General features: G+C 42.1%; 18 protein-coding genes, 2 pseudogenes and 1 riboswitch. Of the genes and pseudogenes, 16 read left to right on the top strand and 4 right to left on the bottom strand.

What is annotated here, in order from left to right:
* Positions 1 to 57: 57 nt before the first annotated feature.
* The 4 genes from B6A27_RS17875 to B6A27_RS17890 all read left to right on the top strand — a co-directional run bounded on the left by B6A27_RS17875 (position 58) and on the right by B6A27_RS17890 (position 4666).
* Positions 58 to 1752: a M3 family oligoendopeptidase gene (locus B6A27_RS17875; protein ID WP_080862861.1), complete on the top strand. Its 1695-nt coding sequence runs from the start codon at positions 58 to 60 to the stop codon at positions 1750 to 1752.
* A gap of 487 nt (positions 1753 to 2239) precedes the next feature.
* Positions 2240 to 2968 (top strand): ABC transporter ATP-binding protein, encoded by a 729-nt coding sequence (locus B6A27_RS17880; protein ID WP_080862844.1) that lies wholly within the window; start codon positions 2240 to 2242, stop codon positions 2966 to 2968.
* On the top strand, positions 2965 to 3993 hold the full coding sequence (locus B6A27_RS17885; protein ID WP_080862845.1) for an ABC transporter permease: 1029 nt from the start codon (positions 2965 to 2967) through the stop codon (positions 3991 to 3993). The genes B6A27_RS17880 and B6A27_RS17885 overlap by 4 nt, the downstream gene beginning before the upstream one ends.
* 13 nt (positions 3994 to 4006) lie before the next feature.
* Positions 4007 to 4666, top strand: coding sequence for a TetR/AcrR family transcriptional regulator (locus tag B6A27_RS17890; RefSeq protein ID WP_080862846.1), 660 nt, complete (start codon positions 4007 to 4009; stop codon positions 4664 to 4666).
* 422 nt (positions 4667 to 5088) lie between these two features.
* On the opposite strand, the gene B6A27_RS17895 is transcribed toward B6A27_RS17890, so the two are convergent.
* Positions 5089 to 7233 carry an ATP-dependent Clp protease ATP-binding subunit gene (locus tag B6A27_RS17895; protein WP_080862847.1) on the bottom strand — a complete coding sequence of 715 codons (2145 nt, stop codon included), beginning with the start codon at positions 7231 to 7233 and terminating at the stop codon, positions 5089 to 5091.
* 202 nt (positions 7234 to 7435) lie between these two features.
* Here B6A27_RS17895 and B6A27_RS17900 point away from each other — a divergent pair, with 202 nt between their 5' ends.
* Entirely contained in the window at positions 7436 to 8170 is a 735-nt protein-coding gene (locus B6A27_RS17900) for a FixH family protein (RefSeq protein ID WP_080862848.1), read from the top strand.
* Between the two features lie 326 nt (positions 8171 to 8496).
* The gene (locus B6A27_RS17905) at positions 8497 to 9525 is read left to right on the top strand and encodes a YkvI family membrane protein (protein WP_080862849.1); all 1029 of its coding nucleotides are present in this window, start codon (positions 8497 to 8499) and stop codon (positions 9523 to 9525) included.
* A gap of 154 nt (positions 9526 to 9679) precedes the next feature.
* On the opposite strand, the gene B6A27_RS17910 is transcribed toward B6A27_RS17905, so the two are convergent.
* The gene (locus tag B6A27_RS17910) at positions 9680 to 11296 is read right to left on the bottom strand and encodes a methyl-accepting chemotaxis protein (protein WP_080862850.1); all 1617 of its coding nucleotides are present in this window, start codon (positions 11294 to 11296) and stop codon (positions 9680 to 9682) included.
* A 152-nt stretch (positions 11297 to 11448) separates the two neighbouring features.
* Between B6A27_RS17910 and B6A27_RS17915 the strand changes: the two genes are divergently transcribed.
* From B6A27_RS17915 to B6A27_RS17955, 9 genes and pseudogenes are all read left to right on the top strand, one after another.
* On the top strand, positions 11449 to 12963 hold the full coding sequence (locus B6A27_RS17915) for a spore germination protein (protein WP_066146968.1): 1515 nt from the start codon (positions 11449 to 11451) through the stop codon (positions 12961 to 12963).
* A gap of 14 nt (positions 12964 to 12977) precedes the next feature.
* On the top strand, positions 12978 to 14057 hold the full coding sequence (locus B6A27_RS17920) for a Ger(x)C family spore germination protein (protein WP_080862851.1): 1080 nt from the start codon (positions 12978 to 12980) through the stop codon (positions 14055 to 14057).
* A 23-nt stretch (positions 14058 to 14080) separates the two neighbouring features.
* Positions 14081 to 15190, top strand: a complete 1110-nt coding sequence (locus tag B6A27_RS17925; RefSeq protein WP_080862852.1) for a GerAB/ArcD/ProY family transporter — start codon at positions 14081 to 14083, stop codon at positions 15188 to 15190.
* Between the two features lie 68 nt (positions 15191 to 15258).
* Positions 15259 to 15303: riboswitch (PreQ1 riboswitch) on the top strand.
* Between the two features lie 78 nt (positions 15304 to 15381).
* Positions 15382 to 16047 (top strand): 7-cyano-7-deazaguanine synthase QueC, encoded by a 666-nt coding sequence (gene queC / locus B6A27_RS17930; protein ID WP_080862862.1) that lies wholly within the window; start codon positions 15382 to 15384, stop codon positions 16045 to 16047.
* The gene (gene queD, locus B6A27_RS17935; protein ID WP_080862853.1) at positions 16044 to 16481 is read left to right on the top strand and encodes a 6-carboxytetrahydropterin synthase QueD; all 438 of its coding nucleotides are present in this window, start codon (positions 16044 to 16046) and stop codon (positions 16479 to 16481) included. Before queC ends, queD begins: the two co-directional genes overlap by 4 nt.
* A complete protein-coding gene (queE, locus tag B6A27_RS17940; RefSeq protein WP_080862854.1) occupies positions 16481 to 17212 on the top strand; it encodes a 7-carboxy-7-deazaguanine synthase QueE in 732 nt (243 codons plus the stop codon). The genes queD and queE overlap by 1 nt, the downstream gene beginning before the upstream one ends.
* Positions 17213 to 17237: 25 nt before the next feature.
* Positions 17238 to 17405 (top strand): annotated as a pseudogene (locus B6A27_RS17945) (preQ(1) synthase); the annotation flags it as partial.
* Between the two features lie 597 nt (positions 17406 to 18002).
* Positions 18003 to 18332, top strand: a pseudogene (gene queF, locus B6A27_RS17950) (preQ(1) synthase); the annotation flags it as partial.
* Between the two features lie 377 nt (positions 18333 to 18709).
* Positions 18710 to 19369, top strand: coding sequence for an oxidoreductase (locus B6A27_RS17955; RefSeq protein ID WP_139788169.1), 660 nt, complete (start codon positions 18710 to 18712; stop codon positions 19367 to 19369).
* Positions 19370 to 19396: 27 nt separating this feature from the next.
* Here the strand turns inward: B6A27_RS17955 and B6A27_RS17960 are convergent, their stop codons facing one another.
* The gene (locus B6A27_RS17960; protein WP_044746698.1) at positions 19397 to 19576 is read right to left on the bottom strand and encodes a YkvS family protein; all 180 of its coding nucleotides are present in this window, start codon (positions 19574 to 19576) and stop codon (positions 19397 to 19399) included.
* 103 nt (positions 19577 to 19679) lie between these two features.
* A complete protein-coding gene (locus tag B6A27_RS17965; protein WP_080862855.1) occupies positions 19680 to 20267 on the bottom strand; it encodes a cell wall hydrolase in 588 nt (195 codons plus the stop codon).
* Between the two features lie 615 nt (positions 20268 to 20882).
* Here B6A27_RS17965 and B6A27_RS17970 point away from each other — a divergent pair.
* A complete protein-coding gene (locus B6A27_RS17970) occupies positions 20883 to 21359 on the top strand; it encodes a sigma-70 family RNA polymerase sigma factor (RefSeq protein ID WP_080862856.1) in 477 nt (158 codons plus the stop codon).
* Positions 21360 to 21384 lie beyond the last annotated feature (25 nt).

The following is a 21384-nucleotide window of genomic DNA, read 5'->3' on the forward strand; positions in this document are numbered from 1 at the left end:
CAAACAAGTGGAATATAACTAAGGTTAGAAATTTTTGAGGAAAAGGAAGGGATGGATTTGAAGTTTTCCGAGTTTCTATATAAACGCCCTGACATGGAAAAACTAAAGACAGAATTTCAAGCGGCATTGCAGGCGTTTCAGCAGGCCCTGCATGCGGAAGAGCAGGATGAAGCGATGAAGCAAATCAATAAACTGCGCAACGAATTTAGCACGATGGCGCAAATTTGCTATATTCGCCATACGGTTGATACAAATGATGATTTTTATAAGCAGGAGCAAGATTTTTTCGATGAGGTGGATCCGATTGTCAAAGGCCTTGTCAACGAATATTATGAGGCGCTCGTCGCCTCCCGATTTCGTTCGGAGCTCGAAAAACGCTGGGGAAAACAGTTATTTGCACTTGCGGAAACAGAGCTTAAAACGTTTTCTCCTGAGATTGTCGCGGATTTACAGTTAGAAAATAAGCTAGCAAGCGAGTATACGAAATTGGTAGCCTCCGCAAAAATTTTATTTGAAGGACAAGAATACACGTTGGCACAGCTGCAGCCGTTTGTGGAGTCGCCTGATCGGCAAATGCGGAAGCGGGCAAATGAAGCGCGATTTGCCTTTTTTGAAACGCATGAGGAACAATTTGACGATATTTACGATCAGCTTGTCAACGTGCGGACAAGCATTGCAAAAAAACTAGGGTTTAACAACTTTATTGAACTTGGATATGCAAGGTTGGGACGGACCGATTATGATGCTGAAATGGTTGCGCGATTCCGTGGGCAGGTGAAAGCTTATATTGTGCCGTTCGCAGAAAAGCTGTATGAACGCCAGAGGAAAAGAATTGGCGTCGAGAAGTTGAAATATTACGATGAAGCATTTTCATTCCCGACGGGCAATCCGACTCCAAAAGGGGATGCAAAGTGGATTATCGAAAACGGCCGAAAAATGTATGAAGAGCTGTCACCAGAAACAGGCGAGTTTTTCCGGTTTATGATTAAAAATGAATTGATGGATCTTTTGGCCAAAAAAGGGAAAGCAAGCGGTGGTTACTGCACATATATAGAAGAATATCAAGCGCCATTTATTTTTTCGAATTTTACTGGTACGTCCGGCGATATTGATGTTCTCACCCATGAAGCGGGCCACGCTTTTCAAGTGTATGAAAGCCGCCATTACGAAATTCCAGAGTATAATTGGCCGACGTTAGAGGCGTGTGAAATCCATTCCATGAGCATGGAGTTTTTCACATGGCCATGGATGGAGCTGTTCTTTAAAGAAGATACGAAAAAATATCAATTTCATCATTTAAGCTCGGCTGTGCTGTTTCTGCCATACGGGGTGGCGGTTGATGAATTCCAGCACTTCGTTTATGAAAATCCGGAGGCAACACCAGCGGAACGGAAGAGAAAATGGCGGGAAATCGAACGAAAATACATGCCAACAAGGGATTACGATGGCCATGATTATTTGGAGCGCGGCGGTTTTTGGCAACGGCAAAGCCATATTTATACAACGGCTTTTTATTATATTGACTATACCCTTGCGCAAATGTGTGCGTTTCAGTTTTGGAAGCGTTCAAGAGAAAATTATCAGGAAGCGTGGCGCGATTATTTAACGCTTTGCCGTGAGGGAGGAAGCAAGTCATTTACCAAACTTGTACAAGTCGCTCATTTAATATCGCCATTTGAAGATGGTTGCGTTCAGTCGGTTATGGAAGAAATTGAGCAGTGGTTGAACAGCGTGGACGACAAACAGCTGTGAAAAATGGGAGGATGTCCTAAAAGGAAGCGGTTTATATATGCCCAAATGATCGGTTGTTTTCGTTTGAAGGCTGACCATACTTTTTTGGTCAGCTTTTTTCTATAAGAGGATAGGAAGCAACTGTTGTAGGATTTCTTCCTTTTTTTGTCGAGCTCATGTAGAAATGCAAAGGGAATAGGATATGAAGAAAAGGAGAGAAAGATAAGGAACATTCGCAAAGCCACGAACGTTTAGGCGGAACGATGGTCGGAGAAGAGACGCTCAACATTGGTGGCAAAGTTCTTAAAGAAATCTGTTGCGGATAGAGGGACTTGAATCGTTATTGTAGCGGAGAAAGTGGCTGTTTTCGGCCATGAGGTTGAACGGTTGAGAATAAAGTCTCTAAAAATTTTTTATTTGATGAGTGAGTACTCACTTCATTTTCATTCGAGAGCAAGTTATAATGAAGTGAGTAATCACTCATTTTTGGTGAGATGGAGGAATAAAGATGGTAGCGAAACCGTGCATTTGTGTTGAGCATGTGTCGAGAGTATTTGGAAAAAAGAAAGTTCTTGATGACATTGCCCTTGCTGTGGAGAGGGGAGAAATTTTTGGAATGCTAGGTCCATCAGGAGCGGGGAAAACGACTTTAGTGAAATTAATCGCGGGAATTGATCAAGCAACGGAAGGCACGATTCATGTGTTTGATGTCAAAATGCCTCATTTACAAGCGATGAAGCGCATCGGATTTATGGCGCAATCAGATGCATTATACGAAGAATTGACAGCGCTTGAAAACCTGCAATTTTTTTCTGCTATTTATGGATTGAGGGGAAAAAGGCAAAAGGAGCGCATTGAAGAAGTGGCGGAGCTTGTCCATTTAACAGAGCATTTGAAAAAAACGGTGCACCATTATTCAGGAGGAATGAAACGACGGTTGTCTTTGGCTGCTTCTTTGTTGCACGAACCAGAAGTGTTAATTTTAGATGAGCCGACAGTAGGAATCGATCCTGTGCTTCGCCAATCGATTTGGGCAGAACTTGAGCGCATTCGCCAGCAAGGAACAACGATTGTGGTAACGACTCACGTCATGGATGAAGCGGAGAAATGTCAAAGGCTGGCGATGATTCGTGACGGACGCTTGATTGCTGTAGGAAGTCCGAATGAATTAAAAGAAAAGACCCATTCTGAGACGATTGAACAGGCATTTTTATATTTTGGAGGTGCGCATCAATGAGAGTACGCGCGATTGTGATTCGGATTATCCGTCAATTTTTTCGTGATAAGCGGACGCTTGGACTCATGATTTTAGCGCCGATGTTTGTCCTATTTTTAATGAATTTAGTCTTTAATGGTGAAGAATATAAACCAACGATTGCAGTGGATCAAGCCGTCCCTGTGGCGCTTGCTGAAAAGCTGCAAAAAAATGATGCCCATATCAAGTGGATGGGCAAACAGACAGCGAAAGCTCAGTTAAACAAGCAACAAATTGACGCTTTTATTGAAATGAAAGAAGGAATGCCGCAAATGACATTGGAGGGAAGCGATCCGACGGCTAACAAAGCCGTTCTGATGTCTGTGCAAAAAACGCTTCAACAGCTAACTCCGCAGACAAAAACGATGAAGCTTGACACCATCTATTTGCACGGATCGGAAGAGATGGCGTTATTTGATAACGTTGGCCCTGTGCTGATTGGCTTTTTTATTTTCTTTTTTGTCTTTTTAATCGCTGGCGTTTCTTTTTTACGAGAACGGACGAGAGGAACATTAGAGCGTCTGTTGGCAACACCGTTAAAACGATGGGAGATTGTGATTGGTTATGTGATCGGTTTTGGCATTTTCACCACCTTTCAAGCCAGCTTGATTTCGTGGTTTGCGATTCATGTGCTTGATATGATGATGGAAGGGTCGTTTTTGTATGTGCTGCTGATTACTTTTTTGCTATCGATGACGGCGCTAACGCTTGGGACATTATTATCAGCGTTTGCGAACAATGAGCTGCAAATGATTCAATTTATTCCGCTTATCGTTGTGCCGCAAATTTTCTTCTCTGGATTGTTTAATTTGGAAACAATGGCACAGTGGCTCCGCTCATTCAGTGTGATCATGCCATTGACATACGGAGCGGACGCATTAAGGGAGATTATGATTCGCGGCAATGGTTGGAACGAGATTGCCATAGACGTATATGCTTTGCTTGGATTTTCTTTGTTATTTATGATATTAAATGTAATAGCGTTAAAGAAATATCGAAAATTGTAAGGAGCAAATGAACATGAATGATGAGCAATGGCTGCAGGAGCTCTTGAAAATAAATGATGAGGAAGTAAAGCTAAGTGATAAGCAAGCAAAAATTTTAGAAGCGGCGATTGAAATGTTTGCAGAAAAAGGGTATGCTGCAACGTCAACAAGCGAAATCGCCAAGCGAGCGGGCGTTGCGGAAGGAACGATTTTCCGCCATTATAAAACGAAAAAAGAACTGCTGATGGCGATTGTGACGCCAACCATTATGAAAATTGCGGCCCCGTTTTTAGCGAAAGAATTTGTTAAAGAAGTATTTGAAAGCCAATATTCAAGCTATGAAGACTTTATTAGAGCGCTGATGAACAACCGTTATGAATTCGTGAAAAAATATTTGCCGATGATTCGGATTTTTTGGCAGGAAACTGCATTTCATTCAGATATTAAAGAGCAAATTCAAACGGTATTTATGGAAAATATCTATGGGAAATTTAAGCGAGTTATTGATCATTTTCAGCAGAAGGGAGAGCTTGCTGATTTGCCGACGAATACGATTATTCGGATGACGATTACAACGATCGTCGGCTTTTTGCTCACTCGCTTCATCCTGCTACCGAACCTCCAATGGGATGATGAGCAGGAAATGGAGCGCACCATCCAAATGCTTATGCATGGATTAAAGAAGGAAGGCTGATGGTGTTGGCATCACCTTTTATCTGTGCATTTGGTTACCTGCTTGTCTCAAAGGAAAGGTTCCCGTTTGCCATCGGGGTACAGCACAGGACCATGAAGTGAATAGAGCGGATCAAACGCCACGAGGATTCCTATATTTTTTGTGAAAAATACTGCACCATCAACACTTGTGGATATAAGAGAATGGGGAAGGCGACGAAAAAAGATGAAATTCATTAGAATATTTTAGGGAATAATGGATATTTATGCTGGACCAATGGAATGGTGGATGGATATGAACAATTAATGATGATAAAAAACCAAAGCGTTCAATTTTTAAGCTTGTTCATAATTAAACGCACTGGAAAGGAATAAAAGGTTGGTATATGAAAGAGGCTGTCTCATAAAAGATCATATTTGTGATCTTTTGAGCCAGCCTCTTCTTTAATTTATTGATCGGGCGACGATGCGCTCGTTTTCAACTGTAATTTGAATTTTTTTCACTTCATCCTGATCAAGAAGTAAGTCAGCCACTTGATCTTCGATATGCTCTTGAATGGCCCGGCGTAACGGACGAGCTCCGAATGAAGGATGGTAGCCGATTTCAGCAAGCTTTTCCTTCGCTTCCTGCGATACTTCAAGCTGAATGCCCTCATCTTTTAAGGTTGTTTGCAGCTCAGCAAGCATTAACTCAACAATTTGTAGCATGTGCTCTTTTTGCAGCGCTTTAAATTCAATAATGGCATCCAAGCGATTTAAAAACTCCGGTTTGAAGTACGCGCTTAGAGAGTCGAGAATGCTTGTTTGGCCAACGCGATTTTCTTTTTCAAAGCCGACTGTAATTTTTTTATCGGTAACACCGGCGTTGCTTGTCATAATAATAACGGTATCCTTGAAGCTAACTGTGCGGCCTTGGCTATCTGTTAAACGCCCGTCCTCTAAGATTTGCAAAAAGATGTGTTGCACATCAGGATGGGCTTTTTCAATTTCATCAAGCAAGATCATGCTATAAGGATTGCGGCGCACCTTTTCTGTTAGCTGTCCCGCTTCTTCGTGTCCAACGTAGCCAGGAGGTGAACCGATTAATTTCGATACAGAATGCTTTTCCATATATTCGCTCATATCTAAACGAATCATGGCGTCTTTTGAACCAAATAGCTCCTCTGCCAGCGTCTTTGTCAGTTCTGTTTTACCGACTCCTGTTGGGCCGACGAAGAGGAAGGAGCCAATTGGCCGGTTTTTCGCTTTTAGTCCAGCCCGGCTGCGGCGGATCGCTTTAGCCACTTTTTTCACCGCTTCTTCTTGTCCAATGATCTTTTTCGCTAAGTTTTCTTCCAACTGCTTCATTTTTGTTTTTTCATCAGCTTGGAGCTTGCCGACAGGGATGCCCGTTTTTTCTTCGATTAATTGCTGAATATCAGCAACATCAACAATCGGTGTTTCATCAGCTTGCTGGTTTTGCAGCTGTTTTTCTAATCGGAGCTCTTCAGCCCGCAATTGAGCGGCGCGTTCATAATTTTCTTCCGCCGCTGCTTTTTCTTTTTCCTTCGCTAAAAAGGCCAATCGTTGTTGAATATTTTTTTCATCTGTTGCAGCAATGCGTAAATTGGCTTTTGAGCCAGCCTCATCTAATAAATCAATGGCTTTATCCGGCAAAAAGCGGTCTTGAATGTAGCGGTGCGATAAAGCTGCACACGCTTGAATCGCTTCATCCGTATATTTTACGCGATGGAATTGTTCATATTTTTCTTGGATTCCTTTTAAAATATGGATGGCTTCGTCCACTGTTGGCTCATGAACAATAACAGGCTGGAAGCGACGTTCAAGAGCAGCATCTTTTTCAATTTGTCGATATTCTTTTAATGTCGTTGCTCCAACAACTTGAAGTTCGCCGCGGGCAAGAGCCGGCTTCAGAATATTGCCTGCATCCATGGAGCCTTCAGCAGAGCCGGCTCCGACTAGCAAATGAATCTCATCGATAAAAAGAATAATATTTTTTCGCCGTTGCAATTCGGCAATGAGCTGCTTCATTCGCTCCTCAAATTGTCCGCGAATGCCAGTATTGGCTACGAGAGAAGCGACATCAAGCAAATATACTTCTTTGTTTAACAGTTTTTCTGGAACGCGTCCTTCCGCAATTTTTAAGGCTAATCCTTCGACGATCGCTGTTTTTCCGACACCCGGCTCTCCAATCAGCACAGGATTGTTTTTATTGCGCCGGTTCAAAATTTCAATGACTCGTTCAATTTCTTGGTCGCGGCCAATGACTGGATCGATCAATCCGGCCTTTGCTAGCTGGGTTAAATTGCGACCAAATTGATCTAAAAAGCCGCCGCCTCTGTGTGATGGCGTCATTAGTATTGGATTTGCCGAAGAAGAGAATGCTGAATCGGCCGCCAGATTTCCTGAAAAGAACGAATCTAGAGGAATGGATGGAAATGTTCCGAATTCAAAATTCATTGGAATGGTCAATTCTTGTTTTTGTTTTGTATAGCACTCATGACAAAGCTGCAGCTGCTTTTTTTCATGATTAATTTGCATCTGAACGAATACGGTTGCTTTATGTTGCTGACATAATTGGCAAAGCATGAGGCATAACCTCCTTTTTTGACTTTGACTATATTTGACTTTAACTTTATTATAATTTGACCTTTTTTGACTTTCAAGAGGTTTTTATAAATTTTTTGTGCGATTGGTGAAATGTTTTTGAAAAAAATGTGAACAATGATTTGTAGCTAGAAAGAGGTGTGATATAGTGGACAATGAGAGAAGAAAGAGGGGGAACGTGAAGATGAAAGTTTATATTCGCTTGATGCTTGCCATGATGGTGGTGTTATTGATTTCGGCATGTGGCCAAACGAAAGATCAATCGGCTGATGAACCTGCCATTTTAGATGTAAAAATAGATGTGAAGTCGCCAATTGAGCTTCAGAAAAAAACAGAAATCGCTTGTATTGTTACATATGGAAAGGAAAAAGTGAACGACGCGGATGAGGTGAAGTTCGAAATTTGGAAGCAGGGAAACGACCAGCATGAAATGATTTCAGCCAAGAGCAAAGGAAATGGAAAATACGCTATTGAAAAAACATTTACCGACGCAGGGACATATTCCGTTGTAGCCCATGTTACAGCTCGCAATATGCATAATATGCCCAAAACAGATGTGATTGTAGGTGACAATGCTGGTTCCGCATCGGAGCATGAAGAAAGCGGTTCTGACCATTCGCACCATGACGATGCTGCTGGTGTGGCTGTAACGTTGCATCCACAGATGTTTACAGTCAACAAGGAGGAACCAATTGTAGCCGATATTGCGTATAATGGCCAGCCACTTACGGCGGCAAAAGTTCGTTTTGAAATCTGGAAGGACCAGATGAAGCATGAGTTTATCGATGCGAATGAACAAGGCAGTGGAAAGTACCAGGCGAAAACGGTATTTAAAGAAAAGGGAACGTTTTCAGTTAAAGTGCATGTCGAAACGAACGAATTGCATGAACATCAAGTAAAGCAAGTGATGGTTCAATAGAAAGGAAGCCCCAAAGGCTTCCTTTTTTCTATTTTCTTTTCGTCTTTCTTTGTCCTTTTTTTCATATATATAACCAAACATATTAGCGAACTGATCAAACCAAATCCACGGCTCATTCCACACTGTTCTGCCATTGCTTATAAGCAGCCTGCAATCGAAATGGAGATAGCGTTTAGGGCGATGGCTAACGGCTGGATTGCTGGGCTCGAAGCTTTGATTGAGGAGAGGGGAGAAAAGCTCGGTGCTCAGCCTCGTGAGCTTGTATTTTCAATAAATAATGGATTGCCACGATAAGCTTTAGGGAAAAGAGAGACAGGGGGAAGAAAATGATTAAAAGATGGCTGGCAGCTTGGCAGATTGCTGCTGTATACGTAGGAACTGTCGTTGGAGCGGGATTTGCGACAGGAAAAGAGATTATTGCTTTTTTTACACAATACGGAAAAATTGGAACGATGGGAGTTTTGATTAGCGGTTGGCTGTTTGCATGGCTAGGAATGCGGATGATGATGATGGCGAGAGCGCTCCGGGCTTCCTCGTACAAGCAATTGAATGATTATTTGTTTGGCAAAACGGCCAGCACATTCGTTACGTTCATTATGACGATCATGATTGTTGGCGTGACTTCTGTGATGCTATCAGGAGCAGGAGCGTTATTTGAGGAGCAGCTCGGATTGCCGAAGCCTCTAGGGATGCTGGCGACGATCGTTCTTGTGTTTGCCGTGATGCTTTATGATGCAAAAGGCTTATTTGCCGTGAATGTGTTCGTTGTTCCGATGATGATCCTATTTAGCTTTGTGCTTTTAGGGAAATTACTGCTTGGGGGAGAATGGTGCGGTCCTTCTAGCTCCTCTCCTTCCTCTTGGAGTGCTTTTTTCTCGCCTCTTTCCTATGCGGCCTTTAATTTAGCGATGGCGCAGCCGGTTCTTGTTCCGCTCGCCTCTGAAGCAGAGGACGATCGAGTGGTCAAGTGGGGAGCGTTGCTTGGCGGGATATTGCTAACGAGCATTTTATTGAGCAGCCACTTTGTTTTGCTGTCTTTTCCGCATGTATTGCGTTATGAAATTCCTATGGCTGAAATTGTTCGCACGTTTTTTACGTATTTTTATTGGTTGTATTTATTCATTATTTATGGCGAGATTTTTACGTCCATCATTGGTGGAGTATTTGGGCTGCAGCGACAGTTTCAGGCATTCTCCTCGACGTTGTTTTTGGCGATGTTGTTTTTGATTTTGTATACGATCAGTTCATTTCGCTACGGATCTTTGCTCTCATTCTTATATCCTTTGTTTGGATATATCAGTCTTTTGTTTCTTGTTTTGCTTTTGTTTCGCAAAATTCCTCAGACGTCAAAATAGGATGCGGCAAAAATCTGCTTTTCAAAAAAATGAAAGGCTTGGCGGTGCAGCCAAGCCTTTTGGTTTTAAAAAAGATAGGGCATTTGTGCGATTCGCTCAGCTCAGATAATGGGCGTTTTTAGCCGTGAAGCGTTCGACAAACGGTTAGTATAAACTAGGAATGCTGGAAGCGGGTGACGATTTGTTGCAGCTGTTGAACAGAGGTGGATAAAACAGCGGCATCCTTGGCCAGTTCATGAATGGCAATGGTTTGCTGTTCCAATCCTGAAGTTGTTTCATGAACCATATTGGTAAAATCTTTAGCAATGCTATGCACTTCTTCGATCGTTTGTTTTAATTCATCACCATGGTTCGTAATCTGCTCCACATGATTTCGGCTACGCAGCAGCAGGTCATTCATTTGTGAAAAAACTTGCAAAAATGATTTCATCGCTTCATTTGTTTTTAAAAAGGAATGCATAGTGGTGGCAGCGGTTTGCCCGTTTTGCTGAACCGCTTCCACTGCACGATCCAGCAAATGCCTCATCTCTTGCAACGAAGATAAAATTTGTGCGGAAAAGGTGTTAGTGTTTTCCGCCAGCTTTCTGACTTCTTGAGCGACAATGGCAAATCCTTTTCCAGCTTCTCCAGCTCTTGATGCTTCAATCGAAGCATTTAGCGCAAGCAAATTTGTTTGCTTGGCAATCGCTGTAATGGCCGAAACAATTCCCACGGCTTGATTGGCTTCTTGAGAAGCGGAGTAGATGAGCGAAGCCGTCTCTTGCATATCATGCTGCATCCCATCCATTTGCTCTTTTGTCAATTCAAGCAAGCGGCTTCCTTGGAGCATCGATTCCGTTACTTCTCTCGCATGGTTAACAACGCTTTCAAACTCTTTTTGCATATCCCATACTTCTTCAAGCATTTTAGTGACAAATTGATTGGCATGTTCTACTGATGCGGTTTGCTGCTTTGCCCCTTCGCGGAATGTTTCCATCGCAGCGGCAATTTCGTCAAACGACTCTGAAAGGCGTCTCGTTTCATTTGTTTGCTGCTCGCCTACTTTGCTTACGGTTTGGGTAGCTTTGGCTAATTCTGCTAAAATCGTGCGCATACCTAGAATCATTTTGTTAAGCTCATACCCAATTTGATGAAATATCGTTCGTTTTTGAACTGTCTGTACTTGCGCGTCAAGATTTCCTGACGAAACGGTGCGAGTGACATAGTACCAGTGGCGGCATTCTTTGATGATCGCTCGATAAAGGAAGGTATGGAGAATAAGGCTGATTACGATCGTTAAGCTACAAATGAATAATGGCGATAAAGAGAGCAGTTGAGCGATAAAAAAGCTGATGGTGGCCGGAATGGCCGATAGACATGCTAATTGAATTTGCAAAGTAGGCTGATAAGATAATCTGCCCATTCGCAAATTTAATCGCTTGCCTGTGCTGTCTATGTATAGAGGGCAACTTGCATCGATGAGCAGCTCACCGGTATCACGCTTGTACGCTTGCAGAAGCGGTTCGGTTGTTTGAGCAGCTTTTTGACCAACTTCATCAGAAAACGTTCGGCCTTCGCGCAGCCGATTCGTGTGGACAATGGCATAGCCTCTTTCATCAACGATAACAAAATATTCATCATGCTGCAGCTGTTCATCAAGAAATGAGCGAATGCGATCCATTTGCTGTTCAAGAGGCTTGGCTTTGTCTATTTTTTGCCGAATTTGTTCAGACACTTGAACAACTTTTTTCAGTGCATCTTGTGCCTCTTTCTTTTTGAATAGTCGATTCATTATGTCCCCCTCCGTTCTTATTTCTTTCAATATATACTGAAAATTTAGATTTATCAACCTAGGAAAAAGGATGTCTATGCATAAAACAACAAAATCAAGGGAGACTAGCAAATAAATGCTTGTTTGATTAATGAAGGCTTGAGGGGATGACCATGTCTATTTTTTCATTTATGTTTAAAAACGGTAAGCAGCAACAAGTAAAAACGCTGCCGCAATTATTGCAAATTTTTAAGCAATCGAGCGACTTTGCTACGGTTGAATTCCAGACAAACGGATATCATTTTTGCATTTCTTATTTTGATTCATTGATTGATCCAAAGCTCTTGCAACAGCAGGTGATTTGCCGGTTGCAGCGGGATTTATCGTCTTATGCTTCTCTTGCTCTCGAAGACTTGCAGCAAATTATCCCTGTACAGCGAATCGAGGTGACGGCAGATGTTGAGATGATTGAAGCAAAGCTGCTAAAGGGATTTGCGATGATTCAGCTGAAAGGAGTCGCGGACCACTGCGCCCTTGTTAATTTGGCCAGCGAAAATCTAGGATTACGGCCAAATAATGATTCGGAAAATGAGTTTAGCGTGGTCGGTCCAAAAGTAGGATTTGTCGAGAATATTGGAACTAATTTACATTTATTGCGCCGCCAAATTGTGACTCCTCATCTTGTCTTTCGGGAATTAACGATCGGTTCGATGTCACAAACGAAAGTCGTTATTGCTTATATTGATGGAATTGTTAATGAACAAACATTACAGACTGTTGTGCAGAGAGTAAGTGAAATCGAGTTTGATATTATGTTTGACACATCGCTATTTGAACAAATATTATCAGACAATTCTTCATCTCCTTTTCCTTCATTTGTATCAAGTGAACGGGTGGACAAAATCGTATATGCGTTAATTGAAGGAAGGGTTGCGATTTTTTCCGATGGCTCTCCATATGTCATCACAGGGCCTTCGACGTTATTTGATTTTTTTACCTCTCCGGAAGATTATTATTTGCCGTGGCTTCTTGGTTCATTTTTTCGCTTGATTCGAATGATCGGAGTCATGTTTTCGATTTTGGCATCCCCCATTTATGTGGCGGTTTTAACCTATCATTATGAAATGCTTCCGAAGGATCTGCTGGGTCCGATTATTTTTTCTCGTTCCAACGTTCCTTTTCCGCCGATATTAGAAGTGTTGTTTCTGGAAATTACGATTGAGCTTTTGCGTGAAGCTGGGGCGCGCCTGCCTACAAAAGTAGCCCAGACCCTGGGGATTGTCGGCGGTATTGTCATTGGGCAGGCGTCCGTGGAAGCGGCGCTTACAAGTAATATTTTGCTGATTATCGTCGCATTAGGCGCCCTTGCTTCGTTCACGACGCCAATTTATAAAATGTCGAATACGATTCGGTTTATTCGGTTTCCGATTATTTTATTTGCTGCCTGCTGGGGAGGAATCGGCATTGTTTTCGCCGCCTGTTTGCTTCTGATTCATTTAGGCAAGCTACAGTCGTTCGGAAGTCCTTATCTCGTTCCTCTATATCCGTTTCGGGTTAAAGATTTTGCAGACAGCTTTATTCGTTCTCCTTATCATTTGACCGTAAAACGTCCAAGTTATTTACGGCCTTTGACATTATGGAGATATGATCCAAAAAAAGCGAAGAAGAAAAAAGATATTGATGAGTAGAAGAGGAGATGCTGATGAAACGAGCTCTCTATTTCATGTTGGTCGCTCTCTTAGTGCTTTCTGGATGTAAAAGCTCCCGCATCGTTGACCAAATTCAAATTATTCATGCGATGGGGTATGATGTGAAAAATGGCAAATACACAGGGACAGCCATCTATCCGACATTTAAGCAAGGACCGATGACGAAGCCGGACATTTTAACGACGGAATCATCGACGACGTATGATTTAATTCCGCGGCTTTCGTCGAAATCAGCCTTGCCGATTGAAGAAGGGCAAATACGGCTTGTGCTTTTTGGACAACAGTTTGCTAAGCAAGGCATTGCCGAAATCGTTCATAGCTTAGCAAGGAACAACAAGGTGGGGAGTCATTTGCAGCTGGCGGTCGCCAAAGGCGATGCGGAAGAACTGCTGCGCATCACCGCTGAAACGACATTGAGCGATACGCTCTATTTATCCAATCTCATTGAACAAAATATTCGTGAAATGAATTTGCCGAAGACGAATTTGCACATTTTTTTATACAATTACTTCGGCAAAGGACGCGATCCATTTTTGCCCTATTTAGAAAAAAAGGGAGATACCGTAAAGCTGGAGGGGCTGGCTTTATTCAAATATGGCCATTATGTTGGGAGAATTGATTTACGGAAATCGTTTCTTGTTAAGCTGTTATTGGATGAAACCAAAAATGGTGTTTATCAGCTGCCAATTTCACAAAATGAAAAAAAGGGGCGAGTTTTATTAGAAAATTTGTTTGCCCATAGTCATTATTCACTGAAAAAAGGCAGCTCTCCAGTGATCGATATTCATCTTCGCATTCGTGCTTCTATTCGCGATTATCCAATGTGGCTTGACCTTTCTAGACAGCGTTCCTTCCAGAAAGTGAGCGAGCAGATGGAAAAGAAGCTTAACCAAGATATTAAGAATTTGCTTTCATTTTTCCAAAAGAAAGGTGTCGATCCGCTCGGAATTGGTGATTTTGTGCGGAGCAAGACGAGACATTGGGATGAAGAAGCCTTTTATAAGCAATATCGACACTTGCAAATTCGCCCGCATGTAAAAGTTGACATTGTTCAAACAGGCATTGGTGAGTGATTGCATTGGAAAGGGGGAGTGTCATGCAGCAGACAGAGCATGAACGCTTTCATATTTCTCCGTTTTTTGTATTTTTTACGATTCATTGCTCGCAAATAGGAGTAGGAATTTTGAGCCTTCCCAATCTTCTCAATGAAGAGACGGGACATGACGGATGGATGAGCGTCATCATCGCTGGAACGATCATTCATATTTTGATATGGATGATTTATAAAATTTTTAAATCGGCCGGGGAGAATAAAGATGTCATTCAAGTGAATGTACAATACTTTGGCAAATGGATCGGAAATATGGTAAATGTAGTCCTGCTCGTTTACTTTTTTTCGTTCGCTTTAATTGTGATGCGGATCTATACGGAAATTATTCAGGTGTGGGTATTTCCGTTGATGGGAGCATGGCAGTTCTGTCTCATCATTTTAGTGCTAACGTATTATACGGTTTCCGGTGGATTCAGAGTGGTAGTCGGCTTATGCTTTTGGGGAGTTATGATCCCTCTTCTTATCATTGTTCCTATGCTAGTATTTCCGCTTGAATATGCTCATTATCGCAATTTTTTGCCGATCTTTGACCATTCTGTGCTTGAAGTGATCAAGGGGGCCAAAGCGTCGACGCTTGATTATCTCGGCTTTGAAATGATCCTGATGTATTATTCGTTTGTAAAAAATGCTCCTCAATCACATAAATGGGCGCAATGGGGCAACGCATTCACCACCTTTCTTTATTTAATAGTGGTTTGTATTGCTATCGTTTTTTATAATGAAGAGCAAATTCGGCATATTATATGGCCAACATTGACACTAGCAAAAATCCCGGAAATTCCATTTATTGAACGGATGGAGTATATTGTCATTTCAACTTATGTCATGGTTATTTTTCCGATTATTTGCTTAGCTGTTTGGTCGGTCACACGCGGATTAAAACAAATTATTTCGTTAAAGCAACGCATCTCATTGCCGATTATTTTACTTTTGCTATTTATTTCCTCGTTTTTTTTCACTAAGCGGGCTCAGATCGATCAATTTAGCAATTTAGTCTCAACCGCTGGTTTTTATGTGTTGATGGCCTATATTCCATTTTTGTGGATCTATGTGTCAATAGCCAAGTTGTTTAAATCTAAAGCTAGTGAAAAATAAAGAAATGTGGTATAGTATGAAAGGAAAAAATGATGGATAGAAGAAATCCGCCCGAATGTCGTATCGGTGCGGGAGAGGTTCTAGAACAACCCTCTATAAAAAACTAGGGAAGGCTATATCCTTAGGGGGTATGGCTTTTTTGTTTTAGAATGCTCTTTCTTCTTGAAATAAAGAAAGGAGAGCGAAACGAAATGAAGAAGGAAAAAGCTGTCGTTGTATTTAGCGGGGGGCAAGACAGTACAACTTGCCTGTTTTGGGCCTTACGGCAGTTTGCTGAAGTAGAGGCGGTTACCTTTGATTATCGTCAGCGACATCGCCTGGAAATTGAAGTCGCTTCTGACATTGCACGGGATCTTGGTATCCAGCATACGGTGCTTAGTATGTCTTTGTTGAACCAATTGGCGCCGAACGCGCTGACGCGAAGCGATATGGCGATTGAACATCAAGAAGGAGAGCTTCCCTCTACTTTTGTTGATGGCCGGAATTTATTATTTTTGTCGTTCGCGGCCGTGCTCGCCAAACAAAAAGGCGCGCGTCACTTAGTAACGGGTGTGTGTGAAACGGATTTTAGCGGATATCCAGATTGCCGAGATGTTTTTATCAAATCACTTAACGTGACATTAAATTTGGCGATGGATTACCAATTTGTTATTCATACGCCGCTTATGTGGCTTAATAAAGCAGAAACATGGCAGCTTGCTGATGAATTAGGAGCGTTGGAATTCGTACAAACCAAAACACTCACATGCTATAACGGGATCATGGCTGATGGATGCGGAGAATGTCCAGCTTGTGTGCTGCGCAGGAGAGGATTGGAGCAATATTTGCAAGCAAAAGCCGGGGTGGAGCAGCGATGATGCATCAGCTTTATCCACAAGTATTTCATGATTATTGTTATGAACTTAATAAGGATATGCATATCGCTGCTGCTCATTTTATTCCGCATCAGCTGGCGGGAAAATGTGCCCATATTCATGGTCACACGTACGTCGTGAACATTACGGTAGCTGGGGATGCACTTGATGAGACGGGCTTTTTAGTGAATTTTCAAAAATTGAAACAGCTTGTTCACGGTAAGCTCGATCATACGCTTTTAAATGATCATCAAGATTGGTTCGATTCTAAAAATAGTGAACATTTCCCAACGACAGAAATTGTCGCACGAAAAATATACGAAGTGGTACAAGATTATTTGGATGCATTGCCTCACAAGCCAAAATGTTTGCAAGTATTTGTGCGTGAGACTCCGACAAGCTATGTTGTGTACCGCCCGAAAGCGGGTGACCGATAATGGGAAAGACGATTCCCGTACTTGAAATTTTTGGGCCAACGATTCAAGGAGAAGGAATGGTCATTGGCCAAAAGACAATGTTTGTCCGAACCGCTGGCTGCGATTATTCATGCCGCTGGTGTGATTCCGCTTTTACATGGGACGGAACAGCAAAGGAAGAAATTCAACAAATGACAGCTGAAGAAATTTGGCAGAGGCTTGCAGAAATAGGGCGTGACTGTTTTAGCCATGTGACGATTTCTGGAGGGAATCCCGCTTTACTTAAATCGCTTGGCGGGCTCGTTCGGCTATTAAAAGCAAAAGGGATCCGTGTAGCATTGGAAACACAAGGAAGCCGTTGGCAAGATTGGTTTTATGAAATCGATGATTTAACGATATCGCCAAAACCGCCAAGCTCAGGAATGGAAACCAATTTTGCGATATTGGATGAAATAATGGATAAGCTAACGGCCAACGGGCGTACCGTTCATATGAGTTTAAAAGTCGTCGTTTTTGATGAACGGGATTTTGCTTATGCGAAACATGTGCACCAGCGTTATCGCCACATTCCTTTTTATTTGCAAGTGGGCAACGACGATGTAGCAGGAATGGACGAGGCGATGCTGCGCACAAAATTGCTCAATCAGCTGCGATGGCTAGTAGAAAGAGTTGCTTATGATCCAGAAATGAACGATGTCCGCGTGCTGCCGCAGCTGCATACGCTTCTTTGGGGCAATAAGCGAGGAGTTTAATGAACAAACGAAAGGAGCATGAATGATGTCAGGAAGAAAAGAAGAAGAATTACAAGGTGTCACTCTCCTTGGCAATCAAGGAACCAAATATTTATTTGAATATAGTCCAGAAATATTAGAAGTATTTGATAACAAACATCCAGACCGCGACTATTTTGTGAAGTTTAATTGCCCAGAATTTACAAGCTTGTGTCAATGAGGGCACACTTCAGTGGTGACACTGTCGATTAAACCTTGTGAATTCAGGGGAAGAGAATAGGGGAAAACGATTTTGCAGGCAATATCATCAGCCGATAAAAGACTTTTATAGTTGATGAAAAAACGTCACTTGTATGTGAAGTTTCTCCCTGTTTCTCCAATCCTGAGCCAAGCCCTAAAAAGCAAACCATGCTTACTCGTGGTTTCAGATCCCATCGATTGATTGGTTGTCCCTGTGCTGTATCAATGATAAGCAAATGGACATGCAGGAAAGCAAGCTAGTGACTTGCCCCAGTCACGCCAAAGCGTGACTGACGCATCACCTATCCACAACGGGGACAATGCTGAAGCAGCCAGATAGTTAGTTGTGCGCTATGCTCAACAAGCACCACGGGTTAAACCATATTCTTTTTAGGGAAGGTGCAGAGACTATCGAAATCACTTCATCATGAAGCGACTGAAGAGTAGTGATGAAGGAAGAGAGTAGAGTACATCGTGAGTTTGACGATCACGGTGGAAGCGCAAGGGTTCTTATCGGATATCGCAGTCGGATAAGAATAAGATATAGTCCACCTACTTTTTTAAGTAGTTGCCGAAAACTGGGCAACCAGACTTCGCCACTATCTACATTAGTTATATCCCTGATAAAAAATGTGTGGAAAGTAAGTCGTTGAAGCTTTATTTATTTAGTTTTCGCAACCATGGGGATTTCCATGAGGATTGTGTGAACATTATTATGAATGATTTAATCGAAGCTATGGATCCACGTTATATTGAAGTATGGGGAAAGTTTACGCCGCGCGGCGGCATTTCGATTGATCCGTACTGCAATTGGGGACGTCCCGGAACAAAATATGAAAAAATGGCCGAGTATCGCTTAATGAATCATGATTTGTATCCAGAGAAAATAGACAATCGCTAAGCGAAAGCCTCCTCGCCTCCAAACGAGGAGGCTTTATTTTGCGCAGCGAAATGCCTAAGAGCGTACTGCCAGCATCCATTTGCCATACTATTTGCTTGTCAACTATGCTAGAAACGAGAGAGCCCCAGTCCTGTTCATTCGTTTTCATTGGATAATCAACATGTCAAATATGGGCCTGATCCTCGTTTGGATAGCTGGCGATCGTGGCGCCCGAATATTCATTGCCCAACTTAAACCGTTTTTGCTTTTCATTATGTCGATTGTTCCATTCCAATCGCTATAGACCAAATTATAGGTTGGTTTTAAAAAAAGTAGTAGTTTTTTTTCGGAAACTTATATATAATGACAATTGATTTTTTTATTTGGGGGGTTTAGTCTTGGGAGACAGGACGGCTCTATTAATCGGAGCGAGCGGGTTAATCGGAAGCGAGCTTTTAATGCTGCTTCTCCAATCCGATGATTATCAGCATGTGACGATTCTAGTGCGTCGAGAATTACCGATTGAGCATCACAAGCTGGAACAAGTGGTCATTGATTTTAAAAGCTTGGAGAAGTACGAACGCTATTTTTGTGTGGATGATGTGTTTAGTTGTCTCGGAACAACGATGAAAAAAGCCAAAACGAAGCAGAATTTTATTCAAGTGGATTATGAATATACGCTGCGGGCTGCGGCGTTAGCGGAAAAATGCCACGTCAAGAGCTTTCTGACTATTTCATCTGTCGGCGCTGATCCGCAATCTCCGTTTTTTTATAATCGTGTTAAAGGGGAAACGGAAGAAGCTTTGCAACGGCTCGCGATTCAATCATTGCACATCTTTCGCCCGTCTTTGCTGCTTGGCGATCGTCAGGAATTTCGGTTGTCAGAAAAGGCAGCGGAGTGGCTTTTAAGCCACATGCCATTTCTGTTTATTGGAAAATGGCGCAAATACAAGCCCGTTGAGGCCAAGAAAATGGCTTTGGCAATGTTCCAGGCAGCAAGATCTTGCCCGAAAGGAACGCATATTTATGAATCGGATCAAGTCGCCCATATTTCGTAAAAAACCGGCCATCTGCGGCCGGCTTTTTTATTCGATGATTTTATAGTTTTTATGGTTTACAACCGTCCGTTCTTGTAAGTCTAATTCTTTATAGTTTTCCATGTATGTTAAATCAACGATGACAGAGTTTTCATTCACCTTTTCGACAATACCGCGCAAGCCGTTTTTAAACTCGATAATATTGCCTATCTCTGCTTTTTGCACCATATACATTCTCCTTTTTCATGTATTTGTTATAGTTTGCCTCATTTTCTTTTATAAGTAAAGACCCTTTGTTCCTAATTTTGAAAAAAGATGGCCTTAGGCCATCTTACTTGGCAAATACGTGATTGCCAATGACAACGGTTACTTGTTTCGAGCGTAGCCAACTGCTTTTCGCCGTTTTTGGATTATAGAAAAATAAGGATCCAGATCCTAAACCGCGAAAAGCCAGGGCTTCTTCAACGGCAAGGTAGGATTCGCGATCTGCTGGTTCACGAATCGTTCCGTTTTGTACAGGAGTAAATGCATAATAGCCGCCTGAGCGCTCATAAATGACATCCTTAATGGTATTCGGGAAATCAGGATGGTCCACTCGATTTAATACGACTGTGGCTACCGCTACTTTTCCTGCGAATGGTTCGCCTTTTGCTTCAGCATGGACAAGGCGCGCTAATAAATCTTTGTCGCTGGCTGAAATGGTTGGAGGAATGAGCAGCCTTTCTCCTGGGAACAGCCAGTCGTTTTGTTTTTTATTTATATTTTTCAACTGGACAAGTGAAACACTATGTTGCTTTGAGATTTTCCAAAGAGTATCCCCGGTTTGAACGGTATAAACGGTTTGAGCCTGAGCATCTTTCGCAAACAACAATGCAGAAAAGCATGCAGCTGCTAAAGTGAAATGTTTAAGCTTTTTCATAAAATTACCTCCTTGTTGTTCGCTCGCTACTAGACTAACAAGGATTTTTATTCTGGTCATTATCTAAATGTTGGAAACATCCGTTTTTTGTTGATATAACAGCTGAAATAGCAACTTTGGAAATATTTTCACGGTCAAGTTCAGTTGATCTGTTCTCTCTGCATAGAAATGAGTGCGTCATTCCGCCTTTTCAATTTAGTGGTGTAATCTCGTGTAGCGATATAAAGAGGATGGAATGTATCAACATTTTCCTTTTTTAGTGGGCGGGTATGACGATCGGACGACCGATCAATTCGTTTGTCTAAAAGGGGCGGTTGTGCGGTTCTCAGTCACGCTTTAGCCTGAGGCAAGTTACCGACTTGCCTTCCGTCTGTGAGTTTTGACAAATACCGTCTGTTCATCATCTGCCATCATATGAATTTGGAGAAATGCCTTATTTTCTGATCAACGCCAAGCTAAATGTTCGATTTCTTACATTGATGCGGGTATTTTCTATATGGTTTGTTTCCTTTTTTCCGAATTTATCGGTTCGACGAAAGGGACGAAGCTTTTTATTGTTATAGTACCGCGGAATTTACGAAAGCGCGCTTTTGGGAAAGGGTTTTGTAGAAGAGGATGTCGTCCTTTGCAAAATTAGAAAAAACATATCGTCCAATGATTATTAGTATGATAAAAAAACTGCATGTCACAAAAGAATGGGATGAATATTATCAAATTGGCTTAATTGCGTTATGGGAAGCTTCGTGCCAATTTGAGAAGGAGAAGGGCAGCTTTTCATCCTTTGTGTACAAAAAAGTATATTGGGCCATGGTTTCCCATTTGCGTCGACAGTGCCATCGAAAAAAATGGGAATGTGCCTTGACGGATGGATTGATCCATATACTGTTTGACGATCGAACAATTTATAAGGAGGGAATAGTGGAGCAGGCGCTCAAATCATTGACAGAACGGCAAAAAAAATGGCTGATTGGTTACATTATCGAAGGGAAATCATTAAAAGCAATTGCTGAAGAGGAAGGAGTGACAGTTGGAACGGTTAAGCAGTGGCGGGTTGAGGCGCTTAAAAAATTGCGCAAGCAGCGATGGGAATAGTCAGTCGCCCTCCGGTAATCCATAG

Origin of the sequence: Anoxybacillus sp. UARK-01 (genome assembly GCF_002075365.1) — a bacterium.
GTDB classification, from domain to species: Bacteria; Bacillota; Bacilli; order Bacillales; family Anoxybacillaceae; genus Anoxybacteroides; species Anoxybacteroides rupiense.